Origin of the sequence: Pseudomonas sp. WMBT8 (assembly GCF_050916005.1) — a bacterium.
In the GTDB taxonomy this organism is placed as follows: Bacteria; Pseudomonadota; Gammaproteobacteria; order Pseudomonadales; family Pseudomonadaceae; genus Aquipseudomonas.
The window spans coordinates 5,743,623-5,759,177 of record NZ_CP188096.1; the positions used below are offsets into that span (position 1 = coordinate 5,743,623).

The 15,555-nt window shown below is 62.7% G+C and carries 12 protein-coding genes; 6 read left to right on the forward strand and 6 right to left on the reverse strand.

Annotated features, from left to right (window positions below):
- Positions 1–14: 14 nt before the first annotated feature.
- A complete protein-coding gene (locus ACO77H_RS26275; protein ID WP_169991609.1) occupies positions 15–827 on the reverse strand; it encodes an HDOD domain-containing protein in 813 nt (270 codons plus the stop codon).
- Positions 828–1,123: 296 nt separating this feature from the next.
- Here ACO77H_RS26275 and ACO77H_RS26280 point away from each other — a divergent pair, with 296 nt between their 5' ends.
- The 3 genes from ACO77H_RS26280 (at position 1,124) to ilvD (ending at position 5,836) form a co-directional block, all read left to right on the forward strand.
- The gene (locus ACO77H_RS26280; RefSeq protein WP_057960898.1) at positions 1,124–2,320 is read left to right on the forward strand and encodes a class I SAM-dependent rRNA methyltransferase; all 1,197 of its coding nucleotides are present in this window, start codon (positions 1,124–1,126) and stop codon (positions 2,318–2,320) included.
- A gap of 246 nt (positions 2,321–2,566) precedes the next feature.
- Positions 2,567–3,766 (forward strand): MFS transporter, encoded by a 1,200-nt coding sequence (locus ACO77H_RS26285; protein WP_172313660.1) that lies wholly within the window; start codon positions 2,567–2,569, stop codon positions 3,764–3,766.
- Between the two features lie 228 nt (positions 3,767–3,994).
- Positions 3,995–5,836: a dihydroxy-acid dehydratase gene (ilvD, locus tag ACO77H_RS26290; protein WP_170057576.1), complete on the forward strand. Its 1,842-nt coding sequence runs from the start codon at positions 3,995–3,997 to the stop codon at positions 5,834–5,836.
- A gap of 168 nt (positions 5,837–6,004) precedes the next feature.
- On the opposite strand, the gene ACO77H_RS26295 is transcribed toward ilvD, so the two are convergent.
- Positions 6,005–7,063 carry a haloacid dehalogenase-like hydrolase gene (locus ACO77H_RS26295; RefSeq protein WP_432754745.1) on the reverse strand — a complete coding sequence of 353 codons (1,059 nt, stop codon included), beginning with the start codon at positions 7,061–7,063 and terminating at the stop codon, positions 6,005–6,007.
- Between the two features lie 242 nt (positions 7,064–7,305).
- On the opposite strand from ACO77H_RS26295, the gene ACO77H_RS26300 reads away from it, so the two are divergent.
- Positions 7,306–8,697, forward strand: coding sequence for an L-cystine transporter (locus ACO77H_RS26300; protein ID WP_170042142.1), 1,392 nt, complete (start codon positions 7,306–7,308; stop codon positions 8,695–8,697).
- Positions 8,698–8,764: 67 nt separating this feature from the next.
- Here ACO77H_RS26300 and ACO77H_RS26305 read toward each other — a convergent pair whose 3' ends face one another.
- The gene (locus tag ACO77H_RS26305) at positions 8,765–9,277 is read right to left on the reverse strand and encodes a dihydrofolate reductase (RefSeq protein WP_169954952.1); all 513 of its coding nucleotides are present in this window, start codon (positions 9,275–9,277) and stop codon (positions 8,765–8,767) included.
- A 69-nt stretch (positions 9,278–9,346) separates the two neighbouring features.
- Between ACO77H_RS26305 and ACO77H_RS26310 the strand changes: the two genes are divergently transcribed.
- Both ACO77H_RS26310 and ACO77H_RS26315 read left to right on the forward strand, forming a co-directional pair.
- Complete coding sequence (locus ACO77H_RS26310; RefSeq protein ID WP_432754746.1) at positions 9,347–10,726, forward strand: DUF2868 domain-containing protein; 1,380 nt, start codon at positions 9,347–9,349, stop codon at positions 10,724–10,726.
- Positions 10,719–12,086, forward strand: coding sequence for a DUF3482 domain-containing protein (locus tag ACO77H_RS26315; RefSeq protein ID WP_169954954.1), 1,368 nt, complete (start codon positions 10,719–10,721; stop codon positions 12,084–12,086). Before ACO77H_RS26310 ends, ACO77H_RS26315 begins: the two co-directional genes overlap by 8 nt.
- On the opposite strand, the gene ACO77H_RS26320 is transcribed toward ACO77H_RS26315, so the two are convergent.
- The 3 genes from ACO77H_RS26320 to ACO77H_RS26330 form a co-directional block, all read right to left on the reverse strand.
- Positions 12,083–12,637 carry a phosphonate degradation HD-domain oxygenase gene (locus tag ACO77H_RS26320; RefSeq protein WP_172313666.1) on the reverse strand — a complete coding sequence of 185 codons (555 nt, stop codon included), beginning with the start codon at positions 12,635–12,637 and terminating at the stop codon, positions 12,083–12,085. The two genes, ACO77H_RS26315 and ACO77H_RS26320, sit on opposite strands and share 4 nt — an antisense overlap.
- Before the next feature lie 141 nt (positions 12,638–12,778).
- Complete coding sequence (locus ACO77H_RS26325; RefSeq protein ID WP_432754747.1) at positions 12,779–13,804, reverse strand: putative 2-aminoethylphosphonate ABC transporter substrate-binding protein; 1,026 nt, start codon at positions 13,802–13,804, stop codon at positions 12,779–12,781.
- 25 nt (positions 13,805–13,829) lie between these two features.
- Entirely contained in the window at positions 13,830–15,554 is a 1,725-nt protein-coding gene (locus ACO77H_RS26330; protein WP_432754748.1) for a putative 2-aminoethylphosphonate ABC transporter permease subunit, read from the reverse strand.
- Position 15,555 lies beyond the last annotated feature (1 nt).

Here is a 15,555-nt window from a genome sequence, read left to right on the forward strand (position 1 = left end):
TCGCGATAGAAAGGTTAGTGCGCGCCCAGCTCGCGGATCGACAACTTCAGGCTCTCGAAGTCGTAGTCCGACAGGCCCACGTAATCCAGCACCAGGTGGCCGATGCTCTCCCATTCATGGTCAACCGTCTGGTTGCCCAGCACCCGATAGGACGCGCAAATGTGCTCCGCCATCTTCAGGATCGCCAGCAGGTTTTTCAGCGGGCTGTTGCGCGCCGACTCATCGCTGAAAATCGCCAGGGCGTTGTGGTGGTTGGCGATGGCGTTGGTCACATGCTCCGGCAGGCGCCAGGACTTGGCAGTGTAGTAGCCCACCACCGCGTGGTTGGTGTGGAACGCACGGTTCTCGGTGTCGACCACCCGGCAATCGGGCCCTGCCTTGGCGTAGGAGTCTTCCAGCACGCTCATGTAGTCCGGGAAACGCTTGAGCATCAGCGGCACGCCACAATCGTGGAACAGCCCCAGGGCATAAGCTTCGTCCACCGCCTGGGAGCCGGTGCGCTTGGCCAGGGTCAGGCAGGTCATCGCCACATCCTGGGCGGTGTCCCAGAACCGATTGAGGGTGACGATGGTGTCGTCGCTCATCTCGCCCTTGATCGACTGGGCGTTGATCAGGTTGACGATCGAGCGGCTGCCCAACAGGTTCACCGCGCGCTGGATCGAGGCAATCTTGTTGCTCAGGCCGTAATACGGCGAGTTGACGATTTTCAGCAGCGAGCCGGACAGGCCGGGGTCCTGGGAGATCAGCCGCGCAATCACCTCCAGGTCCGGATCGGGCATGTACTGCTCCATCTGCAAATCCACCATGATTTGCGGTTGGGGCGGCACGCTGATGCCTTGCAGGGCCTGTTGGATCTGTTCGGCGGAAAGCTCTTGGGACATAAATACACACTCTGGGCTAGGGGGCGATTCTAACCCCGATGGGAACCTGACCGACACCTCAAAAGCCGGATTGGAAACCGGAGCAAAATGTGGGAGCTGGCTTGCCTGCGATGGCATCGCTGCGGTGCGACAGACAGACCGAGTCGCCTGGATCGCAGGCAAGCCAGCTCCCACATGTCCGGCGGCGCGGCCAACAACGACACAACACGGTATACTCCCGCTCTTTTTTCCGGAGCGACGTCATGTCCCTGCCAAGCCTGCGTCTCAAAGCCAACGCCGATCGTCGTTTGCGCAACGGCCACCTGTGGGTCTACAGCAACGAAATCGATGTGGCCGCCACCCCACTCCACGGCTTCCAGGCAGGCGACCAGGCCATCCTCGAAGCGGCCGGTGGCAAGACCCTGGGCATCGTGGCCATGAGCCCAAACAACCTGATCTGCGCGCGCCTGCTGTCGCGCGACATCAAGTTGCCATTGGACAAGTCGCTGCTGGTGCACCGCCTCAACGTCGCCCTGTCCCTGCGCGACCGCTTGTTCGACAAGCCGTTCTACCGCCTGGTCTACGGCGACTCCGACCTGTTGCCGGGCCTGGTGGTCGACCGTTTCGGCGATATCCTGGTGGTGCAGATCGCCTCGGCGACCATGGAAGCCCATAAAGAAGACGTGATCGCCGCACTGACCCAAGTGCTCAAGCCCAGCGGCATCCTGTTCAAGAACGATTCCGCCGCGCGCGACGCCGAAGGCCTCAACCGCTACGTCGAAACCGTGTTCGGCCTGGTGCCAGAGTGGGTTGCCCTGGAAGAAAACGGCGTGCAATTCGAAGCCCCGGTGATCCAGGGCCAGAAGACCGGCTGGTTCTACGACCACCGCATGAACCGTGCACGCCTGGCCCCGTATGCCAAAGGCAAGCGCGTTCTCGACCTGTACAGCTACATCGGCGGCTGGGGCGTGCAAGCTGCAGCGTTCGGCGCCAGTGAAGTGTTCTGCGTCGATGCCTCGGCCTTTGCTCTGGATGGCGTAGAGCGCAACGCCGCGCTGAACGGCGTTGCCGAGAAAATGACCTGCATCGAAGGCGACGTGTTCGAAGCCCTCAAAGAATTGAAAGCCAGCGAAGAGCGCTTCGACGTGATCGTCGCCGACCCACCGGCCTTCATCAAACGCAAGAAAGACATGAAAAATGGCGAGGGCGCCTACCGCCGCCTGAACGAGCAAGCCATGCGCCTGCTCAGCAAGGACGGCATCCTGGTCAGCGCCTCGTGCTCCATGCACCTGCCTGAAGACGACCTGCAAAACATCCTGCTGACCAGCGCCCGCCATCTGGACCGCAATATCCAGATGCTCGAACGTGGCGGCCAGGGCCCGGACCACCCGGTGCACCCGGCGATTGCCGAGACGCGCTACATCAAGAGCATCACGTGCCGGTTGCTGCCCAATAGCTAAGTAACACGCAGATCAAAGGTGGGAGTGGGCTTGCCTGCGATAGCGGTGTATCAGTTACAGATTTTTAATCTGTTACACCGCTATCGCAGGCAAGCCAGCTCCCACCTTTTTTTGTGCAGTGTCAGAAAGATTTTCCTACCTTCGCCAGCCACGCGCCCCCAGGAAATTTCCTTCAAAGGTTTTGATTGAATTCCACTTTTTGCAGACTAGTATCGGTTTCTGGCTTTACTGCGGAAAACAAAAACAATGTCTGATTCCACCTGCTCGCCCGTCCTCGATGGCCCAGCCAAACGCCAGTATTTTTCCCGCTTCATCCTGATCACCTGCATTTCCCTGATCAGTTTCTTCCCGATCAATATCCTGCTGCCTTCATTTCCGGCCCTCGCCGCCAGGTTCGACACGCCCAGCGCCAATGTCGCGCTGTCCATCAGCCTGTTTACCCTGGTCTTTTCGGTCTCCCAACTGATCGCCGGCCCACTCTCGGATAAATGGGGGCGCAAGGAAGTCCTGCTTGGCTGCATCACACTGTCGATCCTGGGGGCGATAGGCTGCACGCTGGCACCGGACTACCTGACCTTCCTGCTGTTTCGCAGCGTGCAGGCCATGGGCTGTGGCTTCTTCGTGCTGGGCCACGCCCTGGTGGAAGACCTGTTCGAGGAGCAGGACCGGGCTCGCGTGCGCCTGTATTACATGACCCTGAGCGGCTCGTTCGTCGCCCTTTCGCCGCTGATCGGCTCCTGGCTGCAAACCACCTTTGACTGGCAAGGCAGCTTCTACGGGTTCGCGGTGATGGCATTGGGCATGTTGATCCATGCGCTGTGCATCCTGCCCACCAAGTCCGCCAGCCCCCATCGCGCATCGGTGTCGATCATTGCCACGTTGAAAGCCGTGGCCGGCAACCGGGACTTCCTGCGCTACTGGTGGATCGCCGCACTGGTGTTCGCCTGCTACTTCGCCTTGATCAGCGTCACACCCCTGATGTTCATGGATGGGCTGAAACTGTCCGAATACCAGTACGCCCTGGTGCTGATGGTCTACGGCGTGGCCTATCTGCTGGGCGGCATGGTGGCCTCGTTTCTGCAAAAACGCATCTCGCTGGCCCGGCAAATCAATATCGGCCTGGGGTTACTGCTGGTGGCCGGTGTGCTACTGATGCTGATCGTCAGCCTTGACGCCATCACCACCATAACCCTGCTGATCCCGATGCTGATCAGCGCCCTGGCCGTGACCCTGGTGCGCCCGGCGGCCATTTCGGCGGCGATGCTGTTGTTCTCAAGCAGCGCGGGCACGGCCGCCTCGGCGGGCAACAGCATCATGTTCCTGACGGCCGCCATCAGCAGCGCAGCCCTTGCGCAAACCGGAACGCATTTGCTGATGACCATTGCCGCAAGCTTTATCGTCTTCAGCCTCTGGGGCTGGCTGACAAATACGAGGGTCGGGCGATAAAGCCCCGGGACATGCTTCTCGCCATTCCCTCCCGACGCCAGCGGTGTAGAATCGACCCTATTCATCGCCAGTCATCCCCCGGCGGGTTTATGAGCTCAAGGCCAATGCGCACGGCGATCCCGTAACGTTTGCGGCAACTTCCGGACACACGGCTATTTCTGAGTGTTCCAGACGTCAATAGAAGCTCACTCCCCTATTTAGTACCTGATTAGCCGCCCGGAGTGCTCCATGCCAGATTACCGCTCGAAAACATCCACCCATGGCCGCAACATGGCCGGCGCCCGCGCACTGTGGCGTGCCACGGGGATGAAAGATGACGACTTCAAGAAGCCGATCATCGCGATTGCCAACTCGTTCACCCAGTTCGTACCGGGCCACGTCCACCTCAAGGACCTGGGCCAACTGGTCGCCCGCGAGATCGAACGTGCTGGCGGCGTAGCAAAAGAATTCAACACCATTGCCGTGGATGACGGCATCGCCATGGGCCATGACGGCATGCTGTATTCCCTGCCGAGCCGCGAGATCATCGCCGACTCCGTGGAGTACATGGTCAACGCCCACTGCGCCGACGCCATCGTCTGCATCTCCAACTGCGACAAGATCACCCCCGGCATGCTGATGGCCTCCCTGCGCCTGAACATCCCGGTGATCTTCGTCTCCGGCGGTCCGATGGAAGCCGGCAAGACCAAACTCGCCTCCCACGGCCTGGACCTGGTGGACGCCATGGTCATCGCCGCCGATTCCAGCGCTTCTGACGAGAAAGTCGCGGAATACGAGCGTAGCGCCTGCCCGACCTGCGGTTCGTGCTCCGGCATGTTCACCGCCAACTCGATGAACTGCCTGGTGGAAGCCCTGGGCCTGGCCTTGCCGGGCAATGGTTCGACACTGGCCACCCACAGCGACCGCGAGCAGCTGTTCCTGCAGGCCGGCCGCACCATCGTCGACCTGTGCAAGCGTTACTACACCGACAACGACGAGTCGGTATTGCCACGCAATATCGCCAACTTCAAGGCGTTCGAAAACGCCATGACCCTGGATATCGCCATGGGCGGTTCCACCAACACCATCCTGCACTTGCTGGCCGCAGCGCAAGAAGCCGAGATCGACTTCGACCTGCGCGACATCGACCGCCTGTCCCGCCACGTGCCGCAGTTGTGCAAGGTCGCGCCGAACATCCAGAAGTACCACATGGAAGACGTGCACCGCGCCGGCGGGATCTTCTCGATCCTAGGCTCCCTGGCCCGTGGCGGCCTGCTGCACACCGACCTGCCGACCGTGCACAGCACGTCCATGGCCGAGGGCATCGCCAAGTGGGATATCACCCAGACTGACGACGAAGCCGTGCACACCTTCTTCAAGGCCGGCCCGGCCGGCATCCCGACCCAGACGGCCTTCAGCCAGTCGACCCGTTGGGACACCCTGGACGACGACCGTGAAAACGGCTGCATCCGCAGTGTCGAGCACGCGTACTCGCAAGAAGGCGGCCTGGCCGTGCTCTACGGCAACATCGCCCTCGACGGCTGTGTGGTGAAGACCGCTGGCGTGGATGAGTCGATCCACGTGTTCGAGGGTCGCGCCAAGATCTACGAAAGCCAGGACAGCTCGGTGCGCGGCATCCTCGCCGACGAAGTGAAAGAAGGCGACATCGTGATCATCCGCTACGAAGGCCCGAAAGGCGGCCCGGGTATGCAGGAAATGCTCTACCCGACCTCGTACCTGAAATCCAAGGGCCTGGGCAAAGCCTGTGCGCTGCTGACCGACGGGCGCTTCTCGGGCGGCACTTCGGGCCTGTCCATCGGCCATGCTTCGCCAGAAGCCGCTGCCGGTGGCGCGATTGGCCTGGTGCAGGATGGCGACAAGGTGCTGATCGACATTCCGAACCGCTCGATCAACCTGTTGATCAGCGACGAAGAACTGGCCGCACGCCGGGTCGAGCAGGACAAGAAAGGCTGGAAACCGGTGGAGAAGCGTCCGCGCAAAGTCACCACCGCCCTCAAGGCCTACGCCCTGCTGGCCACCAGTGCCGACAAGGGTGCGGTGCGTAACAAGGCCATGCTCGACGGCCTGTAAGCCCCGCCCATAAAAATGCCCCGCCACGTGCGGGGCATTTTTTTGCCTGCCTGAATTGCCAAACCACAAGAGATCAAATGTAGGAGCTGGCTTGCCGGCGATCCAGGCGACCCGGTCTGCCTGCCACACCGCAGTGATGCTATCGCAGGCAAGCCAGCTCCCACAGGGTTACTGGATTTCATCGGGCTTGACGATCACCCAGTTCTTGTCCGCCGTCACCGCCAGCCCTTCCTTGGCCTGGGCCGCAGCATGCTTGGCAATCATGCCGTTGAGCTGGGTCATGTACTTGTCCTTGCGGTTGATCCACAAGTGGATGCCACCCTTGGCCACGTCCACATCGTGAAACAGCATGTAGCCGTCGCTGGTAGGGGTGTCGCCGCCGACCAGTAGCGGTTTTTTCCATTCGTCGATGTAGGTGAGGATCGCCGCATGCTTGCCGGCCATCCAGGTCGCCGGGGTCCACAGGTAGGGGGTCAGTTCCAGGCCGAGGTTGGCCTTTTCATCGTATTTGCCGGCGCTGATCTGCTTGCGGGCAGTGGTCAGCTCGCCAGTCTTGCGGTCCTTGAGCAACAGGCTGACCCCGATGACATTCTGCGGCTTGACGTTGTAGCCGTACTTCGGATCGGAGGCGACCATGCGCACCAGCTCTTCAGAGGCGGCGGTCATCACGTACACGTCGATGCCGTTTTCCATCAGTTTGTTGTACAGCTCGGTCTGGCCGGTGAAGATTTTCGGCGGTTGCACCTCCATGTTCTTCACCACATCGCCTTCAAAGTAGGTGACCGGCACCGGCTTGCCGGAGGCCATCAACTCATCCACGTAACCCTTGAGTTCCTTGAGGGTAAAGCCTGAAAACACCTGGGCGACCCACGGGTAGCAGACCATGTCGTCCACTTCGCACAGGCGATAGTAGTAACTGAACAGACTTTCCTTGTGCTCGGCGGTGTCTTTGAACGGCATAAGCTTGAGCGATGGGTCGAGACTGTCGCGGGTGATCAGGCCCTTGTTTTCCATGTACGGCAACAGCGACTCTTCGAGGTCGAAGCGGTAGCTGGTGTTGTCCATGTCGAACACCGCGTAATTGCCCTTGTTGGCGTTGGCCGCAATCATTTCATTGAGTTGCTTGGCGGCGGGTGCCGGCCAGTGCTTCAACTCGGTGGCGGCCATGACCTGGCTGGCAAGCCCCAGGCACAGCGCGGCGGCAAACAGTCTCGACGTGAGCTTCATGTGCGTTTTCTCCCTGAGTGAAAGACATCGACGCTAACAAATCCGTGTGACCGTTCCCGGCACCAGCACGACCGTCTGCGTCCTGAAACCGCCACCGGCATATGTCAGGGCGCCAGGCCCTTATTCCAAAAACGACAGTAGTCATTCCATAAAGGTATTAAATCAATATATTTCAAGCTGTTAGGCTTTCCGGTTCGCAGTCGCACGCTCAGGCGACTGGCAGCCATTTACTTGGAGCTTCAATGAATCTGCCGCTGATTCTCAATCTGCTGGTGTTCCTGGCCTTATTGCTAGGCCTGGCCCAAACCCGTCGCACCCACTGGAGCCTGGCCAAGAAGGTCTTGCTGGCCCTGGTGCTCGGGGTGGTGTTTGGTGTGGTCCTGCACACCATCTACGGCGCCGGCCACCCGGTGCTCAAGGCCTCGATCAGTTGGTTCGACCTGGTGGGCAATGGTTATGTGCAACTGTTGCAGATGATCGTGATCCCGCTGGTGTTCGCCTCGATCCTCAGCGCCGTGGCCCGCCTGCATAACGCCGCGTCCCTGGGCAAGATCAGCTTCCTGACCATCGGCACGCTGCTGTTCACCACCGCCATTGCGGCGCTGATCGGTATCGGCCTGACCAACCTGTTCGGCCTCACCGCCGAAGGCCTGGTGGCCGGCACCCAGGAACTGGCGCGCCTGCAGGTGATCCAGAGTGACTACGCGGGCAAGGTCGCCGACCTGAATATCCCGCAGTTGCTGCTGTCGTTCATCCCGCAGAACCCGTTTGCCGACCTGGCCCGGGCCAAGCCGACGTCGATTATCAGTGTGGTGATCTTCGCTGCGTTCCTGGGGGTTGCCGCGCTGCAACTGCTCAAGGACGACGTGGAAAAAGGCCAGAAGGTGCTGAACGCCATCGACACCCTGCAAGCCTGGGTGATGCGCCTGGTGCGCCTGGTGATGAAGCTGACTCCTTACGGGGTGCTGGCACTGATGACCAAAGTGGTCGCCAGTTCCAACCTGCAAGACATCATCAAGCTCGGCAGTTTTGTGCTGGTGTCCTACCTGGCGCTGGGGCTGATGTTTGTGGTCCACGGCCTGCTGCTGTCGCTGGCCGGGATCAACCCGCTGCGCTTCTTTCGCAAAGTATGGCCGGTGCTGACTTTTGCCTTCACCAGCCGCTCCAGCGCGGCGAGCATCCCGCTGAGCATCGAGGCGCAGACCCGCCGCCTGGGCATCCCGCAGTCCATCGCCAGCTTCGCCGCCTCGTTCGGCGCGACGATTGGCCAGAACGGCTGTGCCGGCCTGTATCCGGCGATGCTGGCCGTGATGGTGGCGCCGACCGTGGGCATCAACCCGCTGGACCCACTGTGGATCGCAACATTGGTGGCGATTGTGACCTTGAGTTCAGCCGGCGTGGCCGGTGTGGGCGGCGGTGCGACGTTTGCCGCGCTGATCGTGCTACCGGCCATGGGCTTGCCGGTGGCGTTGGTGGCGTTGCTGATTTCCGTGGAGCCGCTGATCGACATGGGCCGCACGGCGTTGAACGTGAATGGTTCGATGACCGCCGGGGCGATTACCAGCCAGATCATGCAGCAGACCGATAAAAAGCTGCTCGATGCCGATGAGCATGCTGAGTTGGCGCAGGCCTGATAGAGCGCTATCGCCGGCAAGCCGGCTCCTACACGGTCCTGTAGGAGCCGGCTTGCCGGCGATGCTTTTAGGCCTTTTCCCAGACTTCGAAGTTGTACGCCGGCTTGTCGCCTTCTGCCGGATTCTGCACATTCGACACCAGCGTCCACCGGTTCAAGTCAAACTCCGGAAACCACGCATCCCCCTGCGGGCTCAACGCAACCCGCGTCAGATACAGGCGATCCGCCTGCTCCAGCCCCTGCGCATACAGTTGCGCGCCGCCGATCAGCATCAGCTCGTCCACGCCCTGCTCCAGCGCCCAGGCCTCGGCTCGCTCAATTGCCGCATCGAGGGACGGAAAAACTTCCGCACCTTCGAGCACCAGATCGGTCTGACGGCTGACCACTATGTTCAAGCGACCCGGCAACGGTCGACCCAGGGAGTCCCAGGTCTTGCGCCCCATAATGATCGGCTTGCCCAGGGTGGTGGCCTTGAAATATTTGAAATCCCCCGGCAAATGCCAGGGCATGCTGTTGTCGACGCCGATCACGCGGTTTTCACCGAGGGCTGCGATCAGGCTTAAAGGGAGAGTTTTTTTCATGGCGACGAGAATACCAGAGGCGCGGGCCAGCGGTTATGCTCCAGGCTCACTGACACAACAGGACGGCGCGTGACTGCTCTGAACCCCCTGCACACACTCTGGCTGACGGAAACCGTGCGCCTGCGTGAAGAACACGCTGGCCCCCTGGAAGACCAGGAAGCCAATCGCCTGGCCCGCAGCCACGGCGGCGACCTGCCGACGCGCATTCAAAACCGCGCGTTGTGGCTGGCCGAGCGTGACGGCCTGCACGCCGCCCTGCTCCACTGGCTGCAAGGCGCACGCCTGGCGCTGATCGTGCTGATGGTGCTGGCCATCGTCAGCGGCGCTGGCCTGGCCTTCGCCGCCCTGGGCAACGGCCTGGCCCCGGTCAATGTGTTCTGGGCCCTGGGCAGCTTGCTGGGCTTGAACCTGATCCTGCTGCTGAGCTGGGCCCTGGGCTTGCTGTTTGCCGGCGAACACAGCGCCAGCCTCGGCCGCCTGTGGTTGTGGCTCAGCGAAAAACTCGCCCGCGATGCCAAGGCCGCGCAACTGGCGCCAGCGCTGTTGTTGCTGCTGCAACGCCATAAGCTCAACCGCTGGGCGGTGGGTGTGCTGGTCAATGGCCTGTGGCTGCTGGCACTGTGCAGCGCGCTGGTGATCCTGCTGACGCTGATGGCCACCCGGCGCTACGGGTTTGTCTGGGAAACCACCATCCTTGGCGCCGACACCTTTGTCAGCGTGACCCAGGCCCTGGGCAGCCTGCCCGCGCTGCTCGGTTTCAGCGTACCCAGCGTGGAGATGATCCGCGCCAGCGGCGATTCGGCGCTGAATATCGAAAGCGCCCGCCAGGCCTGGGCTGCGTGGCTGGTAGGGGTGTTGCTGGTTTATGGCTTGCTGCCAAGGCTGATCCTCGCCGTACTGTGCCTATGGCGCTGGAAACGCGGGCGCGCAGCCCTGGGCCTGGACCTCAACCTGCCCGGCTACAGCCACTTGCGCGAAGCCTTGATGCCCAGCAGCGAACGCCTTGGCGTCAACGATGCCGCGCCGCCGCAGTTGCACCACGTCAGCGGCGGCGCCAGCGACCTGCACAGCGATGGCGCCCTGCTGGTGGCCATCGAACTGGACGACCAGCGCCCCTGGCCGCCCAAGTTGCCGGCCACGGTCAAGGACGCCGGCATCCTCGACAGCCGCGAATCGCGCCACAAACTGCTGGAGCAACTGACCCGCTTCCCGCCGGCACGCCTGCTGATCGCCTGCGATCCACGCCGCTCGCCGGATCGCGGCAGCCTCGCGCTGATCGGCGAGCTGGCCCGCAGCGCCAGCGCTACCCGCGTCTGGCTGCTGCAAGCGCCACCGGGCCAGGCGCTGGATGCCGAGCGCCTCGGCGATTGGCACAGCGCATTGCAGCAACTGGACTTGCCCTTCGCCGATTGCGCGCCGCTCACCTGGCTGGAGACCGGTCATGACTAAACCCCTGAAACTGGCGGTGGTCGGCCACACCAACGTCGGCAAGACCTCGCTGCTGCGCACCCTGACCCGTGACGTAGGCTTTGGCGAAGTGTCCCACCGCCCCAGCACCACCCGGCATGTCGAAGGTGCGCGCTTGTCGGTCGACGGCGAGGCCTTGCTGGAGTTGTACGACACCCCAGGCCTGGAAGATGCCATCGCCCTGCTCGACTACCTCGAACGCCTCGACCGCCCCGGTGAACGCCTGGATGGCCCGGCGCGCCTGGCGCGTTTCCTCGAAGGCAGCGAAGCCCGCCAGCGCTTTGAGCAGGAGGCCAAGGTCTTGCGTCAGTTGCTGGCGTCCGACGCCGGCCTGTACGTGATCGACGCCCGGGAGCCGGTGCTGGCCAAGTACCGCGACGAGCTGCAAGTGCTGGCCAGTTGCGGCAAACCGCTGCTGCCGGTGCTCAACTTTGTCAGCAGCGCCGAACACCGCGAGCCGGACTGGCGTGAAGCCCTGGCCCGCCTGGGCCTGCACGCGCTGGTGCGCTTTGACAGCGTGGCGCCCCCCGAAGATGGCGAGCGGCGGTTGTATGAAAGCCTCGCCCTGTTGCTGGAAAGCTCGCGGCCACAGTTGGAACGGCTGATCCTCGACCAGGAAGCCCAGCGCCAGGCGCGCCAGCTAAGCGCCGCGCGCCTGATCGCCGAGCTGCTGATCGACTGCGCTGCGTGCCGACGCAGCGTGGTCACCGAGGATGAACAGCAAGCCATCAGCGATCTGCGCAAGGCCGTGCGCCAGCGCGAACAACGTTGCGTCGAGGCCCTGCTCAAACTCTACGGCTTCCGCCCGCAAGACGCTGCGGCCAGCGACCTGCCGTTGCTGGACGGGCGTTGGGGTGATGATTTGTTCAACCCCGAAACCCTCAAGCAACTGGGGGTGCGGGTCGGCGGCGGGATTGCCGCGGGGGCCGCCGCCGGTGCCGGTGTGGATTTGCTGGTGGGCGGCCTGACCCTGGGCGCAGCCGCCCTGGCCGGGGCGATTGCCGGCGGCGCGCTGCAAACCGCGCGCAGCTACGGCAGCCGTCTGCTGGGCAAGATCAAGGGCCAGCGCGAACTGACCGTGGATGACAGCGTGTTGCGCCTGTTGGCCCTGCGCCAGCGCCAGTTGCTCAAGGCCCTGAACCTGCGCGGGCATGCGGCGCTGCACAGCATCAAGGTCGACACCCCGCAGGACAAGAGCTGGCGCGAAGGCAAACTGCCCGACGCCTTGCACAAGGCGCGCGCCCATCCGCAATGGTCATCGCTCAACCCTCACCCAAGGTTGAGCCAGGCCGAGCGCCAGGAACAGATCGAGGCCCTGGCCCAACGCCTGGACGAGGCCTAGGCCGCCAGCAGTTGCCGGGCCTTGGCCTTCAACACCTCAAGGTCGAGCAGCGGCACGTGCATTTCCTTGGCCTGTTCATCCCAGTGGCGCATGCGCAGGCTCACCGCGCACAGCGGGTCCTGCTCGAACGCGCGGGCCTCGTCGGCCGTCATCACCCCGCCCTGATAACCCAGGGTGCGGCGGCTGGCCTCGCTCAAGCGTGCGTAATAGTCCGGCTGGCTGAAGGTCAGGTAACGCTTGGCCTGCACGTGATACTCCACCAGTTTCGCCAGGCGTTCGCTGAACCCGGCGCGCCGCAAGTAATCGGCGCCCAGCCGTTCGTGGCTGACCACGCCGTAGCCGCCCATGTTCGCGCCACCCTGGCCGCAGATATGTCCGATGTCGTGAAAGAACGCCGCCAGCACCACTTCATCGTCGAAGCCTTCGGCCATGGCCCGTTGCGCGGCCTGGGACATATGCTCGATCTGCGACACCGGCTCGCCGATGTAATCGGCAGCGCCATGCTGTTCATACAGAGCAAAGACCTCGGCGACTACCTGCTCAGCTTTCATTAGGCCTCTCCCCAGAATTAAGTGATGTAGCGAATTGCAGACCACTATTGCAGGCAAGCCAGCTCCCACAGGGTGAATTGTGAACACCTTCAAATGTGGGAGCTGGCTTGCCGGCGATAAGGCCATCAGCCCCAACGAATATTATTGACCTGCCACTTTCTCCGACTTGCCGTCATAGCGCTTGCGCCATTCAGCCAGGATGTTGTCACGGTTCTTCGAGGCCCAGGCAAAGTCGTTTTTGATCAGGCGCTGCTCATAGTCCGCCGGCAATTCGGTCTGCGGCTTGGCAATGCCCGGCTGGGCCAGCACCGCGAAGTTTTCCTTGTACAGCTCCATCGCTGCGGGGCTGGCGGAGAAGTCGGCGAGTTTCTGCGCTGCTTCCGGGTGGGCCGTACCCTTGATCACCGCAGTGGCTTCGATATCCCAGCCCAGGCCTTCCTTGGGCAATACGATGTCCAGCGGCGCGCCCTGGCGTTTCAACTGTACCGCCGGGTATTCGAAGGAAATGCCGATCGGGAACTCACCCGAAGCCGCCAGCTTGCACGGCTTGGAACCGGAGTGCACGTACTGGCCGATGTTCTGGTGCAGGTCATCCATGTACTGCCAGCCCTGCTTCTCGCCGAAAGTCTGCAACCAGGCGCTGACGTCGAGAAAACCGGTGCCGGACGACGCCGGGTTAGGCATGACGATCTTGCCCTTGTACTCGGGCTTGGTCAGGTCCTGCCAGCTGATGGGTTTGCTCAGGCCCTGTTTCTCGGCTTCGACGGTGTTGAAGCAGATCGTCGCGGCCCACACGTCCATGCCGACCCAGGCCGGTGGGTTGGCGGCGTCGCGGTAGTTCTTGCCAATCTTGTCCAGATCCTTTGGCGCATAGCTTTGCAGCATGCCTTGCTGATCGAGGATCGCCAGGCTGGAAGCCGCCAGGCCCCACACCGCATCGGCTTGCGGGCGGGATTTTTCCGCCAGCAGCTTGGCGGTGATGATCCCGGTGGAGTCGCGCACCCACTTGATCTCGACGTCCGGGTTGGCCGCCTCGAAGGCTTTTTTGTAGGTCTTCAACTGCTCGGCTTCAAGGGCCGTGTACACGGTCAACTCGGTCTTGGCAGCAAAGGCATTCAGGCTGAACGCGGTGAGCACAGCAGCGGCGAGGGCCAGGGGCTTGAACATGGTGCGTTTCCTTGTGGGGGCAGAGTTATTGACCGGGCGCGGTTTGGCGCCAGGCCTGGGAGCGGCGCAACAAACCGCGTGAGGCCCACGCCAGCAGCAGCGAGACGCTGGCTGAGGTGAACAGAATCAGGGTCGACATGGCCGCCGCGCCGCCTACGTTGCCGGCGTCGTCCATGTTCAGCACGGCCACTGCGGCGAGGATGGTGTCGGGGCTGTAGAGAAAAATCGCGGCTGATACGGTGGTCATCGCCGAGACAAACAGGTAGCGCAGGATGTCCAACAGCGCCGGCAGGCAGATCGGCACGGTGACCCGCAAAAAGTGGCGGTACAGCGGCGCCTTGAGCGACAGCGCGGCGGCTTCGAACTCGGCGTCGAGTTGGCGCAGGGCCGTGGTGGCGGTCATTTGCGCGGTGGTCAAATAGTGAGCAATGGTGCACACCACCAGCAGCGTCATGGTCCCGTAGAGCACATGCAGCGGGTTGCCGTTGAGGTTGAAAAAGAACACGTAGCCCAGGCCCAGCACCAGGCCCGGCACCGCCATCGGCACAAAGCTGAGCATGCGCAGCGCCAGGTTGAGGCCTTTTTGCCCCTTGGTCTTTTCCATCAGATAAGCGCCGGTGAAGATCAGTACGCTGCCGATCAGTGCGGTGCAGATCGCCATGGTCAGGCTGTTGCGATAGGCCAGCCAGCCGCCGCCGGCGGTGTCATTGAACTGATAGTGGTTGAGCGACAGCGACAGGTTGTACGGCCAGAACTTCACCAGCGACGAATACACCGCCATGCCGAACACCAACATCAGCACCGCGCAGATCAGCAGCACAATCGCCAGGTAACAGCCATCACGCAGGCGCGATGGCGCCGGCTGGAACACCTGGGCGCGGCCGCTCATGGAGTCGCCGTGGCGCCGGCGCAGCCAGGTATCCACCGCAAAACTGAGCAGCGCCGGCAACAGCAGCACCATGCCGATCAGGGCACCACGACCGAATTGCTGCTGGCCGACCACGGCCTTGTAGGCTTCCAGCGCCAGCACTTGATAGTCGCCGCCCACCACCACCGGCACGCCGAAGTCGGTGATGGTCAGGGTGAACACCAGGCAGAACGCGGCGAACACCGCCTGGCGTGTCGCCGGCCAAGTGATGCTGCGAAACGCCCGGGCCGGGCTGGCGCCCATGCTTGAGGCGGCATCGAACAGCCGCGCGTCCGCCAGGGACAACGCCGACAGCAGGATCATCAGCGCGTGGGGAAAGGTGTAGATCACTTCACCGAGGACAATCCCCCAGAAGCCGTAGATGTTGTCTGACAGCAAACCGCGCAACATGCCCTGGTTGCCGAACAGGTACACCAGGGCGATGCCCGGCAACATCGACGGCGCCATCAGCGGCAGCAACGACAGGCCGCGCCAGAGGGTCTTGCCGGGGATCAGCGTGCGTTGCAGGGCGTAGGCAAACAGGTAGGCCAGGGGTACGACAATGATCGCGACGCTCAGGGAAACCTTCAGGCTATTGCCCAGCAGCCAATGGAAGTTGGCGCTGGTCAGCAACTCGCGCGCGGCCACCAGGCCGCCGCCCTGGCCGTCTTCGGCGCTGAAACCGCGCCAGAAGATCGCCAGCAGCGGCAGCAGCACGGCGACACCCAACAGGCACAGCAACAGCAGCTTGCCGCCCAGCACAAAGATGCGGTCGCCGATTTGCGCACGGGAAGCCTGACGGGCCACGCGGCCGGGTACCGGCAGGCTCATATCAACGGCCATC